The organism is Halobacillus campisalis (genome assembly GCF_030345335.1).
GTDB classification, from domain to species: domain Bacteria; phylum Bacillota; class Bacilli; order Bacillales; family Halobacillaceae; genus Halobacillus_A; species Halobacillus_A campisalis.
This window is the reverse complement of the sequence record NZ_JAPVRC010000002.1, coordinates 355,759-371,643: the sequence shown is the minus strand read 5'-3', so window position 1 is coordinate 371,643 and position 15,885 is coordinate 355,759. Positions and strand designations below refer to the sequence as shown.

Genomic DNA, 15,885 nt, shown 5'->3' with positions numbered 1-15,885 from the left:
CATTTCCTCCTCTAATTCCTACCACATATGAATATTGTTTTTTGATATGATTTCATCGATTTCTTCTAAATCATTACCGACCAGCGTGATGTGACCCATTTTGCGGTTCGGACGTGATTGTTTCTTCCCATAATCGTGAAAATGAAAGCCGTAATAGTCGCCGATTCTGCTGACTAATATATCGTAATGTCTGCCAAGGACATTGACCATTACCGCTGAAGGGAAGCTATGCACCGGCAGAAGCGACAGCCCGCATATCGCTCGGACATGCTGTTCAAACTGTGACACATTGCACGCTTCAATCGTATAGTGTCCTGTGTTATGCGGACGTGGTGCCATTTCATTTATATAGATGTCCTTATTTTTCACGAACATTTCCACAGCGAACGTCCCTACGATATTCATTTTTTCAGCCAGAGCCGTCGCAGCCTCCTGCGCTTTATCTGCTACTTTCTTTGATACCGTGGCGGGAACTCTCGTTTCATGTAATATTTGCTGGCGGTGAACATTCTCTGCAATAGGAAAGAATGTAATATCCCCACCGATGCTTCTGGTGAAAACTTGAGAGATTTCCAAATCGAAAGCTAACCATTCTTCTACGATGTAAGTGCCGCCTTCTTTTAGAAAATCTTTAGCATCTTCCACGTCTTCTTCCATCTCAAGCTTCAACTGCCCCTTCCCGTCATATCCTCCGCTGATTGTTTTGAGAACTACCGGAAATGTCATATCAGGAAGTGCTGCCGCTAATTGGTCATACGATTCGATAATATTGTAGTTCGCCACCGGCAGGCCGGCTTCCACAGCTACCGCTTTTTCTTTCGAACGATTCTGCGTCACTTCTAAAGGGTACGCACCTTGAGGCAGCTTTCCTGCTTCTTCAAAAAGCCGGGCTACTTGTAAGTCGACATTTTCAAATTCATACGTAATCACGTCGCTTGCTTCACTCAATTTTTGAGCAGCTTCTATATCATCATAATTCGCTTCAATGTGTATGTCGGCAATTTGAGCACATGGGCAGTCTTCCGTAGGATCGAGCACGGCAATCCGATACCCCATATGTTTAGCTGCCGTCGCCATCATTCTTCCCAATTGACCGCCGCCTAGAATTCCGATGGTTCCGCCGGGTTTAACGACTTTATTGGTCACGTAGCTCACCTCTCATACCTTCGACTTTATCTTTCATTTCATTTCTATAATTCTGAAGACGCTCGGCTACTTTTTCATCAAAAGCTCCGATCATTTCAGCTGCAAGTATTCCTGCATTTTTTGCTCCTGCTGTACCGATTGCTACAGTCGCTACAGGCACACCGCCCGGCATCTGGACGATAGAATATAAAGAATCAATCCCGTTCAGTGCTTTCGATTGAACAGGCACCCCTATGACAGGAAGGGTCGTTTTCGCTGCCACCATTCCTGGAAGATGGGCGGCTCCTCCAGCTCCGGCAATGATGACTTTAAGTCCTTTGCCGCGAGCCTCCTCAGCGTATTTGAACATATCTTCAGGAGTACGGTGAGCGGAGATGATCTCTTTTTCATAATCCAGTTCTAGTTCATCCAATACTAAACAAGTTTGTTCCATAGTGGTCCAGTCTGAAATACTTCCCATAATAACGCCGATTTGAGCCATCATATCCCTCTTTTTCTCAATTAATCGATTAAAAAAGCCTGCTCATCACCCTCAATATGAGAGGAGATAAACAGGCACACTTGTATCTTGAAAAGTGAATCAGATGCTTGGTCTCCCCTCATAGTCCAGACATTTACGGTGTCCAGGTAGAGACGAATGGGCCTTATTCCCATCTTATATGAGGTCCAATATGCAATTCTGATTCCATCATAGCAATATATCGTTGAATCTGTCAACGCAAATAACGAACATTTAAAAATAACGTATCTTATAATGTTCGGATTTATTGCTTCACTGCATGAAAAACTATCGTTCTCCCTACAGGTTCAAGGGTTTTTTCACCATTTTCAATGACTTCTTTAAAAATCGGTTCCTCGGCCCTGCGAACAGGTGCATATCCATCCTTTTTCATCCGTTCAAGGCACTGGGCAATACTTTCTTGTTCACCGACTTCATAGCGCTTCTTGCTGTTGTTCTTGGGCATCTCGGATCTTTCCTTTCTTCACTTGCTTCACCCAGAAACCGCCATGAATTTGTTTCGGCTCATAAGCAATGATAAAAGCTTTCGGGTCAATGGATTTAATAGTTTCGTACAGCTTCAGTTCATACTTCCTCGGGGTCAGGATCTGCATCGCTAATCGGTCCCCCTCCATACCGTACGCGTACCAGCTCGTCACGCCGTATCCCTGGTCACGAAGCATTCTTGTAAACTCGATACCAGGGTCTGAAGATATGACGTTCACCGTCGTGTAGCCCAGGGCAAGCTTTTCCTCGATCTTCATACCGATGATCACACCTAGTCCGTAACCGACTGCATATGCAATCAAATTCTCAATCTGGTTCAGGTTATCCAGAACCAGACCTAAACCTATGATGTAGATAAGAATCTCAAAGACACTTATCAACGCCGCAAAATACCGCTGTCCTTTTAACGTGAAAATCATCCGCAAGGTAAAAAATGAAACATACACGATGTTGACGACTAAAATGATCGAAACCATCAATAGTGGATTATCCAGCATGGGTATTCCTCCTATGCCTCTTCACCGCCACATGAACAAGCAGGTACATTTAGACGATTCGTTTCGGCTGGAATCCTTCCTGGGCATTCACCTAAACGATCAATCTGCATACACTATATACCATCGGCTACAGCTTACACAATAAGATATTTTCATAGCTTTTGTCGAATCCAGGAGGTGCTTGTTCATGAAACATTTTGATGATTGGAAAAAGAATTTAGACCATTTTTTCGGTCAGGATTTCTGGGGTGAATTTGAAGGCTTGATGAAACCTTCTATACCACAAATGAATATTTACCAGTATGATAACGAGTTGTTATGTATAGCAAACATCCCCGGAATGAACCATCCCAAGAATGTTGATGTGCTCGTCGACCACTCTTCCCTCATTATAAAAGGCTCCGTCGACCTTAACCACCGCGGCGGGCATCAATTGATGTCTGAAATTGCGGTGGGTGCCTTTGAAAGAAGCATCGACCTGCCGTTCCCAGTGCGCAGTGACAAAATGGAAGCAACTTATAAGCATGGCCTGCTGATCATTCAGCTCTATCGGTTAATCTCTGATTCTACTAATCAGAAGCCTATCAAAATACGCCATCTCGAGGATGAATGAGGCCGGCCCTTTCATAAGGGCCCTCCCTCTAATCATCATAGCGTTTAGGCTAAGAATATGAAGTATAGAACAAATATGACAAATAAGAGATACATAATAGGGTGGATTTCTTTTCCTCTTCCTTTTAATAGAAGAGTAACTGGATAAAAGATAAATCCGATTGCAATCCCTGTCGCAATACTATACGTCAGCGGCATCGCAGCAATCGTGAAAAAGGCGGGGACAGCGATTTCGAACTGGTCCCAGTCAATATTCTTCAGTGTGGAGGCCATGAGTACTCCTACGATGATCAGCGCGGGAGCGGTCACTTCTGCGGTGACGACCGAGAGTAATGGCGAGAAGAAAAGCGCTAATAGGAAAAACGCGGCTGTAACGACCGAGGTGAAGCCTGTCCGTCCTCCTGCTCCCACACCTGCGGTTGATTCAATATAAGAAGTTGTCGTCGATGTTCCGGCTACAGCCCCGGCTACAGTCGCAGCAGAATCTGCGAAAAGGGCACGGCCTGCACGCGGAAGTTTGTTATCTTTCATGTAACCTGCTTGTGTCGCTACGGCAACAAGTGTACCAGCTGTATCAAAGAAATCGACGAATAAGAAGGTTAAGATGACAACGAGCATTTGGATCGTAAATATCTCTCCGAAATTGGTCAGTGCGGCTCCAAATGTAGGGGCAATGCTTGGTGCAGGTCCTACGACGTCGGTAATGGCGGTCGGAGGGGCAATCAATCCTGTCACCATTCCAGCTATCGCCGTCAAAACCATTCCATAAAAGATTCCACCTTTGATGCCAAGAGCCAGGAGCATGACAGAAACAACGATACCAAAAACAGCAAGCAGCGTGGTGGACTGGGTAAGATCACCTAAGGCAACCATCGTATCCTCGTTACCGACAACAATGCCGCTATTTTGGAAACCGATGAAAGCAATAAATAGTCCGATACCGGCTCCTACAGCCAGCTTTAAGTTCGGAGGGATGGCATTAATGATTTTCTGGCGCAGCCCGGTTAAGGTTAAAATGATAAAAATAAGTCCTGATGCAAGTACGCCAGCCAATGCTGTTTCCCAAGGAATTCCATAAGTAAGAACGACTGTATAAGCAAAAAAAGCGTTAAGTCCCATACCTGGTGCGAGAGCGATAGGATATTTTGCCAGTACCCCCATCACTAATGTACCGATTGCAGCTGCAATGGCGGTAGCTGTAAATACAGCTCCCTCATCCATGCGTGTTACGCCTTCTGGTAATTCTTCAATCCCAGCTAGCGTCAGCGTAGACGGGTTGACGAACAAAATATATGCCATAGCAAGAAACGTGGTCATCCCTGCTAAAAATTCAGTACGGTAATTCGTACCATGTTCTTCGAAATTGAAAAACTTCTTCATTCTTCTTTCTCCTCCCCTTTGTATAACCATCGTTATTGTCCCATTTGCGAGTTATTGTATAAAAAAACACTCTCAGCCTGATAGTCGGCCAAGAGTGTTCTACACAATCCAATAAGAAAATACCACCACGACACTATACACGTGTGGTATTTTCTGACGTAGGCAGACCATTTACGGCGGTCCGGTAGAAACTCATGGGCCATATCCCCAAAATTATACGACAGTCACTTTTTTATTTATTTTTCTATCATACAAGTGCTTGAACGAACCGTCAACCAAAATTCCGAACATTATCTTAAATAAACGTTTTAATATTCGTTATTCCCACTCGATTGTGGAAGGCGGCTTACTCGTTACGTCATATACGACTCGGTTAATATGATCGACTTCATTGACGATTCGATTAGAAATCCGCTCAAGTACGTCCCACGGAATCCTTGCCCAGTCTGAAGTCATACCATCGATCGAGGTAACAGCGCGAATGCCGATCGTATGGTCGTACGTGCGCTCATCTCCCATTACTCCAACGGATTTGATACCTGGAAGCACCGTGAAATATTGCCAAATATCGCGATCTAACCCAGCATTTTTAATTTCATCTCGTAATACTGCATCCGACTCGCGAACGATTTCCAGTTTTTCTTCTGTAATATCGCCTAAAATACGAATCGCAAGTCCCGGTCCAGGAAACGGCTGGCGCCATACAATGTGATCAGGTACGCCAAGCTCAGTACCAAGTGCACGAACTTCATCTTTGAACAGGGTGTTCAGCGGTTCAATCAGCTGAAACTGCATGTCTTCTGGAAGTCCGCCTACGTTATGGTGAGACTTGATCGTTTGCGCAGTTTCGGTTCCGCTCTCGATAATGTCAGTATACAACGTCCCCTGGGCCAGAAAATCGATATCGCGAAGCTTATCCGCTTCGTCATCAAATACGTAAATGAACTCATTTCCAATAATCTTACGTTTTTCTTCAGGATCAGATACACCAGCAAGCTTGCTGAGGAAACGTTCTTTTGCGTCTACTTTGATGATATTCATGTTAAAACCGTCCCCGAGCGTACGCATGACATCATCCGCTTCATTTTTCCTAAGCAATCCGTGATCGACGAAAATACAAGTGAGCTGATCGCCGATTGCTTTATGAATTAGAGCAGCTACGACAGAAGAGTCTACTCCACCGCTTAACGCACAAAGTACTTTACGATCGCCTACTTCTGCACGGATTTTTTCTACTTCCATATCAACGACGTGTTCCATTGTCCAATCATCCTTCGCATGACATACATCGAATACGAAGCTGCGCAAGATGTCATTTCCAAATTCGGAATGACGGACTTCCGGGTGAAATTGCACGCCATACATACGTTTTTCGTCACTTCCGATTGCGGCTACCGGGCAGGAAGGGCTCGTTGCATCTACTGTGAAGCCTTCTGGTGCTTCAATCACTTTATCACTATGACTCATCCATACTGTCTGCTCTTTCGGCGTTTTACGGAAAAGTACAGGATCTTCATTAACGACGATGTCTGCTTTTCCATATTCTCTCTGATTCGCACGCTCTACTTTGCCTTTAAAGTGGTGAGTCATCAGCTGCATGCCATAACAAATGCCCAGCACAGGAACTCCCAGCTCAAACAGTTCTTCATCACAGCGAAAACTATCTTCCCCGTAAACACTGTTCGGTCCGCCTGAAAGAATGATCCCGCTTGGATTGATTTCTTTAATTTCTTCTGCTGTGATTTTGTGAGAATGAAGCTCACTATAGACACCGAATTCTCTGATCCTTCTAGTAATCAGCTGGTTATACTGACTGCCGAAATCGAGAACGAGGATCATGCCTTGTACTTGTTCCATTGGTGCTCATCTCCTTTAGATCGTATTGGATATATTGCTTAAAAAAAAATAGACTCCTGCCCCGATGTACGGTGAAGGCAGAAGTCCATGTAAATTTAATGCATACATTTGATTCCTGCCTTCATAGTCAGAGCATTTAAGGTGCTCCGGTAGAGACTCTCGATCCGTATTATCGAGGATATATGAAGGATGATCGTTTGATTTCATTCATTCTACCAACCCCAAAGGCGGGAATCAAGACAATGCTTTTTTAATTAAATTTTCCCATAATTCTGTGACCTTGCTCATTTGCTCTAATCCCTGCTCATTACGGTACAGCATACGTTCATAATGATAGGTGAGCTGACGCATGTCGCTGCTTTGATAACGGGCGTCGACCTGGTTTGCAAAATCTCGAAGCGTCTGGTTGGCATGACGTTTCATCTTCCTCTTTTCAAACACTTTCAAAAGAAAGATGTAGGCTCGTTCAAATGTGTCCCGCCCAGGTTTTTTTCTAATTTGACGACGCAAATAAGCTGCCATTAGACGATGTCTTACGAAAAACAGGATAGCTGCGAGGAATATTAGTAAGGCTGAAGTGATCCAGATCGGTGTCCAGTTGTTATCGTCACCTGCACCTGCCGCCGCCTGATCGGATTCTGCTTCTTCCTGCTGCTGTGCCTGATTCGGATTCTCATTGTTATTCTCTTCTGTATCTTCTGTTTCGCTATCCTGCTCAGCCGAAGTTTCCCCATCATCGCTTTGCTCAACTTCTGTGTAGAAGTCGGCGTTGTTGGCGAATCCTTGTGTTGGTTCAAAAGGCACCCATCCTACTTCCGGGAAGTAGACTTCGACCCAGGAGTGCGCGTTTCCACTCGTAACTTCATATACATTCAAGTTCTGATCCTCAACAGAAGCAGTCTCTTGAGTGAGCTCGCCTCCTGTAAAACCTTTTACCCAGCGAGCAGGGATGTCCTGTGATCTCAGAAGTACCACCATGGAAGTTGAAAAGTTATCGCAGTAGCCTAATTGTGTTTCAAAAAGAAATTGATCGACGTAATCTTCGTTTCCTTCAGGCACTTCCACATCTTCTGTCTCGTATTCGAAGTCATTTGCGGCAAAATAAGCTTCTACAGCTTTTGCCCGATCGTATCTGTTATCTTCCCCTTCAACGATCTGACTCCCCAAATTGACTACGCGGTTCGGAAGGTTATCCGGCAATTGGGTATACTGTTCAACAATCTCCTCAGGATCTTCTTCATCGGCTTCACGAAGCTGGCTGTATTCAAACGATGGCATGTTATAATCCACCACGTATTCTTCTAATTGAACAGGGTCACCGGACTCGAACGTATCGATTTCGCCTGTATTGTCATGAAGCTGGAATGATAAGTTCTCGGAGAATTCATCCTGAGAAAACCGGCTGATCGACCCAACACCATATGGATAGATGAGTTTATTAAAATCAGCCTCTCCTGTAAAATCGAGAAACGAGATACGCTCTTCAGTTTCAACATCATCAGTGAACGTTGAAAACTCAAGATCCTGGGAGGTCACATCACTCGTTTCATCATCCAGTGTATCTTCCCATCCCTTACCAGTATAGGCGTCTTTAGATTCCACCCTCCAATATTGTTCATCCTGCGACATGGCTCGAAAAACTGGAGTATCGTCCTGGATAAACCCGCCTCCGAGCCTTGAATCATTTTCTCCGTAGCCTACTTTCTGGACAGGACCATTACCTGGTCCGTCTCCTGAACCTGCCCCTGGGTTGGCACTCGTTAAATAAGGCACAGGATCAGGCCATTGCGGCGTTAATTTCGGTGATGCAAAACCAAGAACAGAAGAAAGGATCACCATACCAACAAGGGGAACAACCCAGCGATACGTAAACTTCAAACTCTTGACAGATATAGACTCCTTCTCCATTTCTTTGTAAAAATGAGCTAGTCCTAAACTTACCATCGCTAAAATAAATGTTCTTATAATCGCCCATTTCCCATCATATACCGTAAAGGTGTCAACCACTGTAACGTATAGGATAGTCAGAACTACAAAAACAAGCATCCGTTTAGCTATGATGAACCAATAAAACAGCAAATAGCTCATAAGCCAAAGCAGTATCAAAAATAACAGACTTCTAAACATCGGGGTCATCTCCCACCATTGCTGGGATTGAATGACTTGGATGTTATAAAGAATCTGATCATAGACGATCGTGAACCAGCCGCTGCTAAAAATTCGTTCCCCAATAAAAAGCCCATCCAGAATAAACAATAAACCGACCAGCTTCAAAGGAACCGAAATCATCCAATTAATTTGTATAAAAGAGATGAAGAAGCAGAAAGCAGCATAAATGTAAAAAATACTTATATTGTTAAACTCTCCAATGACATCAAGCGGCATTAACCACTCCATAAACAACAAAAAACCACAGAGATAAATTGTGATTTGATAAAATGATTGGTAGCGATCACTTGTGAGGTTCATTATGTATTCACCTCAAATTCTCTCTTCGTCAGTTCTTCTTCAGAAAGGACATTTACAACTATTCCTTTATTGTTGAGCTGTTTGACCAGCTTGTGCTGCTTGAAATCCAGATGCTCGTGAGGCTGTACGTAAAAGAAAACTACTCGTTTACTTTTTTGAGCTAATCGTGTGAGGCTTTCCAGCATTTGCGCATCCAAATGGTGACTGACGATCAGTACAACCATCCCCGCTGGCAGCTGAGCCCGCTCTCTTTCTAGTTGTTGAGCAAAAGGAGTTTTCCCTATCGGTTTAATTTCAGCTAAATGACGGCGGATCATATCTCTATGTTTTTGATCATGGTGGAAAGGAAAATATCTTCTTCCATCACCTAGACTTATGAAAGCGACCTGGGATGATTTCGTGTGCAATTCTTCATGTAATGAGGCAGTGAACTCTACAGCCCCTTCAAAGCTTAAAGGAGTAGCGGAATCTTCATGAACAGCATTTAGAATAATCATCATATCAACGCTTTTTTCCTGTTCAAACTCTTTCGTCATCATTTGATTGCTCTTAGCTGTCGTTTTCCAGTCGATCCACGAAAAGCGGTCACCCGGTACATACTCCCTCACACCTGAAACGATGTTTGTATTTTTTTCATTCAATTTAAAGGAAGGACTGGCCCCTTGCTCAAAGCTGTACGCTCGCTCCTTTAAATGAACCGGCCTTTCATAAGGAAAGACGAGAAGATGATTATCCAATTTAAATACGTACTCTTTCTTGATGAAACCAAAAAAATCCCCTGTTTTCACACGCAAAGCACGGAATTGGTGTTCTCCCCTCGGTAACTTTTCTAATTCATAATCATAACTTATATGGCGGTTGAACCATGGAAATGATATTTTCTTCACTTGCCTCGCCTCGTCCAGGTAACCCTTTTCACCCATATGTCGGTATTTTTCAAAGTGGAGGTCTTTCTTCATTAAGGAGGTCGGAAAATACTCCTCGATCACACAATAATAGAGTGGAAAAGGAAACCCTCTATCGATCATAACGTCCACTTTCACAGTTTCCCCGGCTGTTGCCAGTCTCTTCGATAACTTACGACTGACATCCCACTTGTCAATCGGGTAAAACGTAAGGGCGATCATGTAAATAAGAAAAGGCAGAAAGCTGTAAAATAGAAACCAGCTAACAAATCCTCCTTGAAACATCGCATAAGAAAACAACACTATGAATAGAAGGGAAACGATCACGATCCTGGCAGTAAAGTGGAGGGGCTGTTTCATTCACTCACATTCCTCTGTACAGGAACTGAGAGTTTGGACAGAACACCGGCAATAATATCTTCCGCAGAGCTGCCTTCAAATTTCGCCTCAGAAGTCAAAATCATGCGGTGGGAAAGAACAAATGGAGCTAAGTACTTTATATCATCCGGCAATACGTAGTCACGGTCCCTGATAAATGCGTACGCCTTTGCCGCTTTCATCAATGCGATTGAACCTCGGGGACTGACACCTAAATAAACTCCTTCATCATTCCTCGTTCCTCTGACTAAGTCGACGATGTAACGAGTAACAGTAGAATCCACGTAAACTTCTTCAACCTTATCTTGAAGAGCCACGAGCTCTTCTCGACTCAACACAGCTTGTACTTCGTGGATCGGATGGGTCCTTGAGGTACGATTGAGCATCTCCATTTCTTGCTTAGCTGAGGGGTAGCCCATTTTCAATTTCAGCAAAAAGCGGTCCAGCTGTGCTTCAGGAAGAGGATAAGTCCCTTCATATTCAATCGGGTTCTGTGTCGCCATGACGAAAAAAGGCTTCTTTAATGGAACGGCTTCCCCTTCTACTGTAATGCTCGTTTCTTCCATCCCTTCCAATAGAGAGGATTGGGTTTTAGGAGAAGTACGATTGATTTCATCAGCTAACACTATATTCCCTAATATAGGACCTGACCGAAATTCGAACTCTAACGTTTTCGGATTGTATATTGAAACTCCTGTTACATCGGAAGGCAGTAAATCGGGGGTAAATTGAATACGTTTAAAGTCGCAGTCAAGGGACTTCGCTAAAGTGCGGACGAGCATCGTTTTCCCAACTCCAGGGACATCTTCCAATAAAACATGACCTTTCGCCAACAAAGCTACTATACTTAAAAGCGCTTCTTCGTCTTTACCTATAATAACTTTATTAATATTCCTCAAAACTTCTGAAATCTTTGGTTGATATAAAACCGTTTGGCTACTCATTCGTCACACCCCTCATTTCTAAAAAACACTATTTTCTGAAAACTCATACTTACTGATACTATACTATATCTAAAGTATTACGACAAAACATGTGTAAAGAACAGTATGTTTTTTAACATACGGTAAATTATTGTCTATTTATAGGAAATTCGCAATTATTTCCGGGGTAATAATTGGAGTTGCTTCAAATCGCATTTAATTATACAAAATTCCCCTTAGGATTTTATATACGCGTAACCTTTGTAACATACAAGTAACATTCGTAAACTTCTCCCATCAATTTGAAGTCTGTCAAGTCTAGTGATTTGTTAATATTTATCTACCAAAACATGAATCTTCCAATATGTCATGATGTTCTCAACTACAGAAAATTCAGGTAATCCTTTGCAATCCAAGGACTTACCCTGCCCTATACGGAAAAATCACACCCAATTGCCCCTTAATAAGCCGGGATCTCTTCCCTTTCCATTAATATCCACTAATATTACAAAAAACAGATGGTAGGATGAAGTTGTTGAAAAAACAAAAAACTTTTTAGGAGGAATCAAGTCTATGAAGAAAAAGTCATTGATTGTTTCAGGAGCTCTTGCCCTGTCCTTACTAGCAGCTCCAGCTACTTCTTTAGCATCTGCAGGAGATAGCCAAGGGTTTAAGGTTGAGACAAAATCCTTTAATATAGAAGGTGTTTACGATTGGGTCAATCAAAATGAGGAAGCACTAAAATCGAATAACTTCCAAGCCATTGACATTCAGTCTTTGTTTGATCAACTTCAGCAAGGAACTCCACAGCCGGCTGAAGCTGACGAAAAACCTCAAGCTGAGGAACCTGCCGAAGCTCCAGCTGAACAGCCTCAAGCCGAGGAGCATGCTGAAGCTCCAGTAGAAAAGCCTCAAGCTGAAGAACAACCGGCTGAACAGCCAGCCGAAGAGCAGTCTACTCAAGAAGCTGCTCCACAAGAAGAGACTACAGAACAAGCTGATGAAGGATCAGAAGTTTCCGCTTTTGAGCAGCAAGTAGTCGAACTAACTAATGAAGAGCGTGCGAAGCAAGGACTGCAGCCGCTTGAATTAGATACAGAACTTAGTGCAGTAGCTAAAGATAAATCTCTAGACATGCAGCAAAATAATTACTTCTCACACAATAGCCCGACTTATGGATCACCGTTTGATATGATGAATGCATATGGAATTGACTATACAACTGCAGGAGAAAACATTGCTATGGGACAAACTTCTCCAGAGCAGGTTGTTCAAGGATGGATGAACAGCCAAGGTCACCGTGAAAACATCATGAACTCATCCTTTACTCATATTGGTGTAGGTCACGCTGAAGACGGTAACTACTGGACGCAAATGTTCATCGCTAAATAATATAATATTTTTTGACACACCCACCGGGAGCATGATTCCCGGTGGTTTTTTTAAATTAATAGTTATGGTAAACTGCGTTGCTGATTCTTTATAAGAGTATTAGTCAATGATATGGACGGATTGTGGAAGACTTGGTTTCGAAATAACCTGGTTTCGATGCCGTATTAAGAGTCAGGGGTGGTTGAGAAGCTGCTCGCTTTTTTTGTGGGGGAACTGGCGAGCTTCCCCACAGTCGAGATAGAATGAACGGATCCGTTGCATTGAAGTTTGAGTCTTCCTTAGGTGGTACTAAAATAAGGCACCAACTGTATTGTTCTCACTTAAAAGAAGCTCTTCTTCTCGTGAAGCATTCCCATAAGATGTTTCCGTTATTCTTCAATCGGCAAGAGGGTCCGGGAAATTGCGAGACTCCTATGGGAGAACAGTACAGGGTGAGATCCCGAAGGGCGTTAGCCCGAGGAAGCTCACCGTACGCCCATGGAAAGCGAGTGATTTCCCGGACCTTCAAACTCTATTCTTAGTCACGGAAACCTCCTAAAACACCTCTAATCTGCTCAAGAAAAGGGAGCTTATATGAATATTCAAGTTCAAGACTTTTGTATGTCGAAATGGCGGCTTTAGAAAACGAGCCCCTTCCTAAAACTACCTTCTACTCATTACGATGAAGGGGCAGAAGAATTCTTGAAGATTAGTCTTCAACTATCCTGCCGTATCATTCATTAATTCTATTATGAAAAACTAACAACGATTTTTAACATAGTTAATTAAAAAAACTCCCATGAGTTCTAACTAACTCATGGGATTACAAGTCTAACTATAGAGAGTGGAAGTGGAGCCGATCACACTTTACGTGATGACTCTTCGCGTATCGTACGTCTTAAGATCTTCCCTACATTCGTCTTCGGAAGCTCCGTTCGAAATTCAATCTCTTTCGGGACACGGTAGGCAGCCATATTGTGACGGCAATACGAAATCAATTCTTCTTCTGTAGCTTTCCGCCCTTCTTTTAGAACGAGCACAGCTTTTACACTTTCCCCGCGATATTCATCAGGAATGCCAATGACGACAGCTTCCTGGATATCCGGATGTTCATACAGTACTTCCTCGACTTCCCTCGGATAGACGTTGAATCCGCTGGCGATAATGATGTCCTTTTTCCGGTCTACGATATAAAGGTAGCCTTCATCGTCCATCCTTCCGATATCTCCAGTGTACAACCACCCATCTCGCAGGGCGATCTTAGTTTCTTCTTCCATTTGCCAGTAGCCTTTCATTACTTGAGGCCCACGGATAACCACTTCCCCTTGTTCTCCAACAGGCAATTCTTCCGTGCCCGTTTCTACATCGACAATTTTATAATCAGTAGAGGGAACACCTATTCCGACGCTGCCCGGTTTCCTTTCCCCGAATAATGGATTGCAGTGAGTGACTGGTGCTGTTTCCGAGAGCCCATATCCTTCAAAAACACGGGCACCAGTCTTAGCTTCAAAACTTCTCATCAATTCCTGTGGCATTGGCGCACTGCCGCTATTACATACATTGATGCTCTCTATGCCATAATCTTCAGCTTGTGGATGGCTAGTGATCCCGACATACATGGTAGGTACTCCTGGAAACATGGTGGGCTGTTCTTTTTTTATCGTTTCGAGTACTTCTTGTAATTCGAATCGTGGCAGTAAAATACTAGTGGCTCCTGAGAAAATCGACAGGTTCATGCATGATGTCATACCGAACACGTGGAATAAAGGAATGACTGTCAAACATCGTTCCTTTCCCATTTCCATTTCGTCCTTAAAATATTCATAGGTCTGAACGACATTAGCAACGAGGTTTCGATGAGTCAACATCGCCCCTTTAGAACGACCGGTCGTTCCTCCAGTATATTGCAATACGGCTAAATCTTCACCAGGCTCAATTTCAACTGGTTCCGGACTACCGGGAGCTCTTTTTAAGAAGGAAGTGAACTCCGCCACATCCTCTGGAAACTCATTTTCCTCTCCTAACTGCACTACGATTACATTTTTAATCGATGTTTGCTCTTTGATTTTATCTAAAACTGGCAGAAGCGGAGCATATATGACTATTGTTTCGGCACCAGAATCTACTAAAATATGCTGAAGTTCACGATCAACCAGCATAGGATTCACTTGAGTGACAACAGCTCCCGCCTGTAAAGTGCCGTAATAGCTGATTACATAGTGCGGACAATTCGGCAGCATTATGGCCACCCGGTCTCCTTTTTTACCCCCTGCATCCTGTAAAGATGCTGCAAAAGCGGCGGTCTGAACCGCCAGGGTACTATAGCTTGTTTCATTTCCATAAAAAGATAAAGCAGGCTGGTCAGGATACTGCTGAACGGTTTGCTGTAATAAATTAGTAAGAGGGACATTAGGAATTTCAACTTCTGTTCGGATATGGCTTGGGTAATGCTCTTTCCATACTTGGTTCATTTCATGATTCCTCCTTTTATAAATTAAGCATGTTAAATGTTCTTGGAGTTTTTAAAATGTAAGACCTCCCCCGTCTACCATCAACGTTTCGCCTGTTATATAGGAAGATTGATCAGAGGCCAAAAATACTACCGCTTCTGCTACTTCTTCTGGTTTACCGATACGTCCCATGGCGTTGGCAGCCGATATAAGCTCCCATTTTCTTTCATCTTGTTTCCAGCCATCCACTATTGCTGTATCGATGACGCCTGGAGCCACAGCGTTGACACGAACTCCATACCTTCCATACTCTAAAGCGGCATTTTTTGTAAGCGTCACGACCCCGGATTTAGAAGCATTGTATGGTCCTACTCTTTTTTTACCTTTAAAACCAAGCAAACTGGAGGTATTAATGATCGTACCCTTCTTCTGTTCCATCATGAAAGGTACAGCATGCTTCAACCCAAAGAACACGCCCTTTAAATTTATGTCAACGACGTAATCCCATTCTTCTTCAGTCAATTCATGCAGTTTCTTCTCCTCACCTCCAACGCCTGCATTATTGAACAGTACATCAATACTTCCGAGGTTGTGTTCTGCATATGAAATGACTCTTTTAACACTTTCTTCTTTCGCCACATCTACCTCATGAAACAGAGCTTCGCCTCCCCCGGCTTCAATCAATCGCACCGTTTCTTCTCCTTGCTTTTGATTACGGTCACAGACGAGCACGGACGCCCCCTCTTTTGCCATCAATAATGCCGTAGCTCGTCCAATTCCACTCGCTCCTCCCGTTATAATCGCATTCCTTTTATCCAGCCTCATCATATCCCCCCAGGTTTCACGATATATTGATAGCGCTTTCAATAATCGACAAGTGTGTATTTAAAA

The 15,885-nt window shown here is 43.4% G+C and carries 13 protein-coding genes and 3 riboswitches; of the genes, 2 read left to right on the top strand and 11 right to left on the bottom strand.

The window, feature by feature from the left end:
- Window positions 1–18: 18 nt before the first annotated feature.
- The 4 genes from purK to O2Q26_RS05960 form a co-directional block, all read right to left on the bottom strand.
- On the bottom strand, window positions 19–1,146 hold the full coding sequence (gene purK, locus O2Q26_RS05975; protein WP_289215021.1) for a 5-(carboxyamino)imidazole ribonucleotide synthase: 1,128 nt from the start codon (window positions 1,144–1,146) through the stop codon (window positions 19–21).
- Entirely contained in the window at window positions 1,136–1,627 is a 492-nt protein-coding gene (purE, locus tag O2Q26_RS05970; protein ID WP_289215020.1) for a 5-(carboxyamino)imidazole ribonucleotide mutase, read from the bottom strand. The genes purK and purE overlap by 11 nt, the downstream gene beginning before the upstream one ends.
- Window positions 1,628–1,728: 101 nt before the next feature.
- Window positions 1,729–1,829, bottom strand: a riboswitch (purine riboswitch).
- Between the two features lie 81 nt (window positions 1,830–1,910).
- Window positions 1,911–2,111 (bottom strand): NETI motif-containing protein, encoded by a 201-nt coding sequence (locus tag O2Q26_RS05965; RefSeq protein ID WP_289215019.1) that lies wholly within the window; start codon window positions 2,109–2,111, stop codon window positions 1,911–1,913.
- The gene (locus tag O2Q26_RS05960; RefSeq protein WP_289215018.1) at window positions 2,080–2,649 is read right to left on the bottom strand and encodes a DUF2179 domain-containing protein; all 570 of its coding nucleotides are present in this window, start codon (window positions 2,647–2,649) and stop codon (window positions 2,080–2,082) included. The genes O2Q26_RS05965 and O2Q26_RS05960 overlap by 32 nt, the downstream gene beginning before the upstream one ends.
- 187 nt (window positions 2,650–2,836) lie before the next feature.
- On the opposite strand from O2Q26_RS05960, the gene O2Q26_RS05955 reads away from it, so the two are divergent.
- Complete coding sequence (locus O2Q26_RS05955; RefSeq protein WP_289215017.1) at window positions 2,837–3,262, top strand: Hsp20/alpha crystallin family protein; 426 nt, start codon at window positions 2,837–2,839, stop codon at window positions 3,260–3,262.
- Window positions 3,263–3,306: 44 nt separating this feature from the next.
- Here O2Q26_RS05955 and O2Q26_RS05950 read toward each other — a convergent pair whose 3' ends face one another.
- From O2Q26_RS05950 to O2Q26_RS05930, 5 genes are all read right to left on the bottom strand, one after another.
- A complete protein-coding gene (locus O2Q26_RS05950) occupies window positions 3,307–4,641 on the bottom strand; it encodes an NCS2 family permease (RefSeq protein ID WP_289215016.1) in 1,335 nt (444 codons plus the stop codon).
- A gap of 139 nt (window positions 4,642–4,780) precedes the next feature.
- Window positions 4,781–4,882: riboswitch (purine riboswitch) on the bottom strand.
- 77 nt (window positions 4,883–4,959) lie between these two features.
- Window positions 4,960–6,498: a glutamine-hydrolyzing GMP synthase gene (guaA, locus tag O2Q26_RS05945; RefSeq protein WP_289215015.1), complete on the bottom strand. Its 1,539-nt coding sequence runs from the start codon at window positions 6,496–6,498 to the stop codon at window positions 4,960–4,962.
- Window positions 6,499–6,602: 104 nt separating this feature from the next.
- A riboswitch (purine riboswitch) is annotated at window positions 6,603–6,704 on the bottom strand.
- Window positions 6,705–6,732: 28 nt separating this feature from the next.
- Window positions 6,733–8,967, bottom strand: coding sequence for a transglutaminase TgpA family protein (locus O2Q26_RS05940; RefSeq protein WP_289215014.1), 2,235 nt, complete (start codon window positions 8,965–8,967; stop codon window positions 6,733–6,735).
- Window positions 8,967–10,232 (bottom strand): DUF58 domain-containing protein, encoded by a 1,266-nt coding sequence (locus O2Q26_RS05935; protein WP_289215013.1) that lies wholly within the window; start codon window positions 10,230–10,232, stop codon window positions 8,967–8,969. The genes O2Q26_RS05940 and O2Q26_RS05935 overlap by 1 nt, the downstream gene beginning before the upstream one ends.
- A complete protein-coding gene (locus O2Q26_RS05930; protein ID WP_289215012.1) occupies window positions 10,229–11,194 on the bottom strand; it encodes an AAA family ATPase in 966 nt (321 codons plus the stop codon). Before O2Q26_RS05930 ends, O2Q26_RS05935 begins: the two co-directional genes overlap by 4 nt.
- 552 nt (window positions 11,195–11,746) lie before the next feature.
- Here O2Q26_RS05930 and O2Q26_RS05925 point away from each other — a divergent pair.
- Window positions 11,747–12,565: a CAP domain-containing protein gene (locus O2Q26_RS05925; protein ID WP_289215011.1), complete on the top strand. Its 819-nt coding sequence runs from the start codon at window positions 11,747–11,749 to the stop codon at window positions 12,563–12,565.
- Window positions 12,566–13,404: 839 nt separating this feature from the next.
- Here the strand turns inward: O2Q26_RS05925 and O2Q26_RS05920 are convergent.
- Together O2Q26_RS05920 and O2Q26_RS05915 are read right to left on the bottom strand one after the other, a co-directional pair.
- Window positions 13,405–15,015, bottom strand: a complete 1,611-nt coding sequence (locus tag O2Q26_RS05920) for a long-chain-fatty-acid--CoA ligase (protein WP_289215010.1) — start codon at window positions 15,013–15,015, stop codon at window positions 13,405–13,407.
- A gap of 51 nt (window positions 15,016–15,066) precedes the next feature.
- On the bottom strand, window positions 15,067–15,819 hold the full coding sequence (locus O2Q26_RS05915; protein ID WP_289215009.1) for an SDR family NAD(P)-dependent oxidoreductase: 753 nt from the start codon (window positions 15,817–15,819) through the stop codon (window positions 15,067–15,069).
- Between the last annotated feature and the right edge of the window lie 66 nt (window positions 15,820–15,885).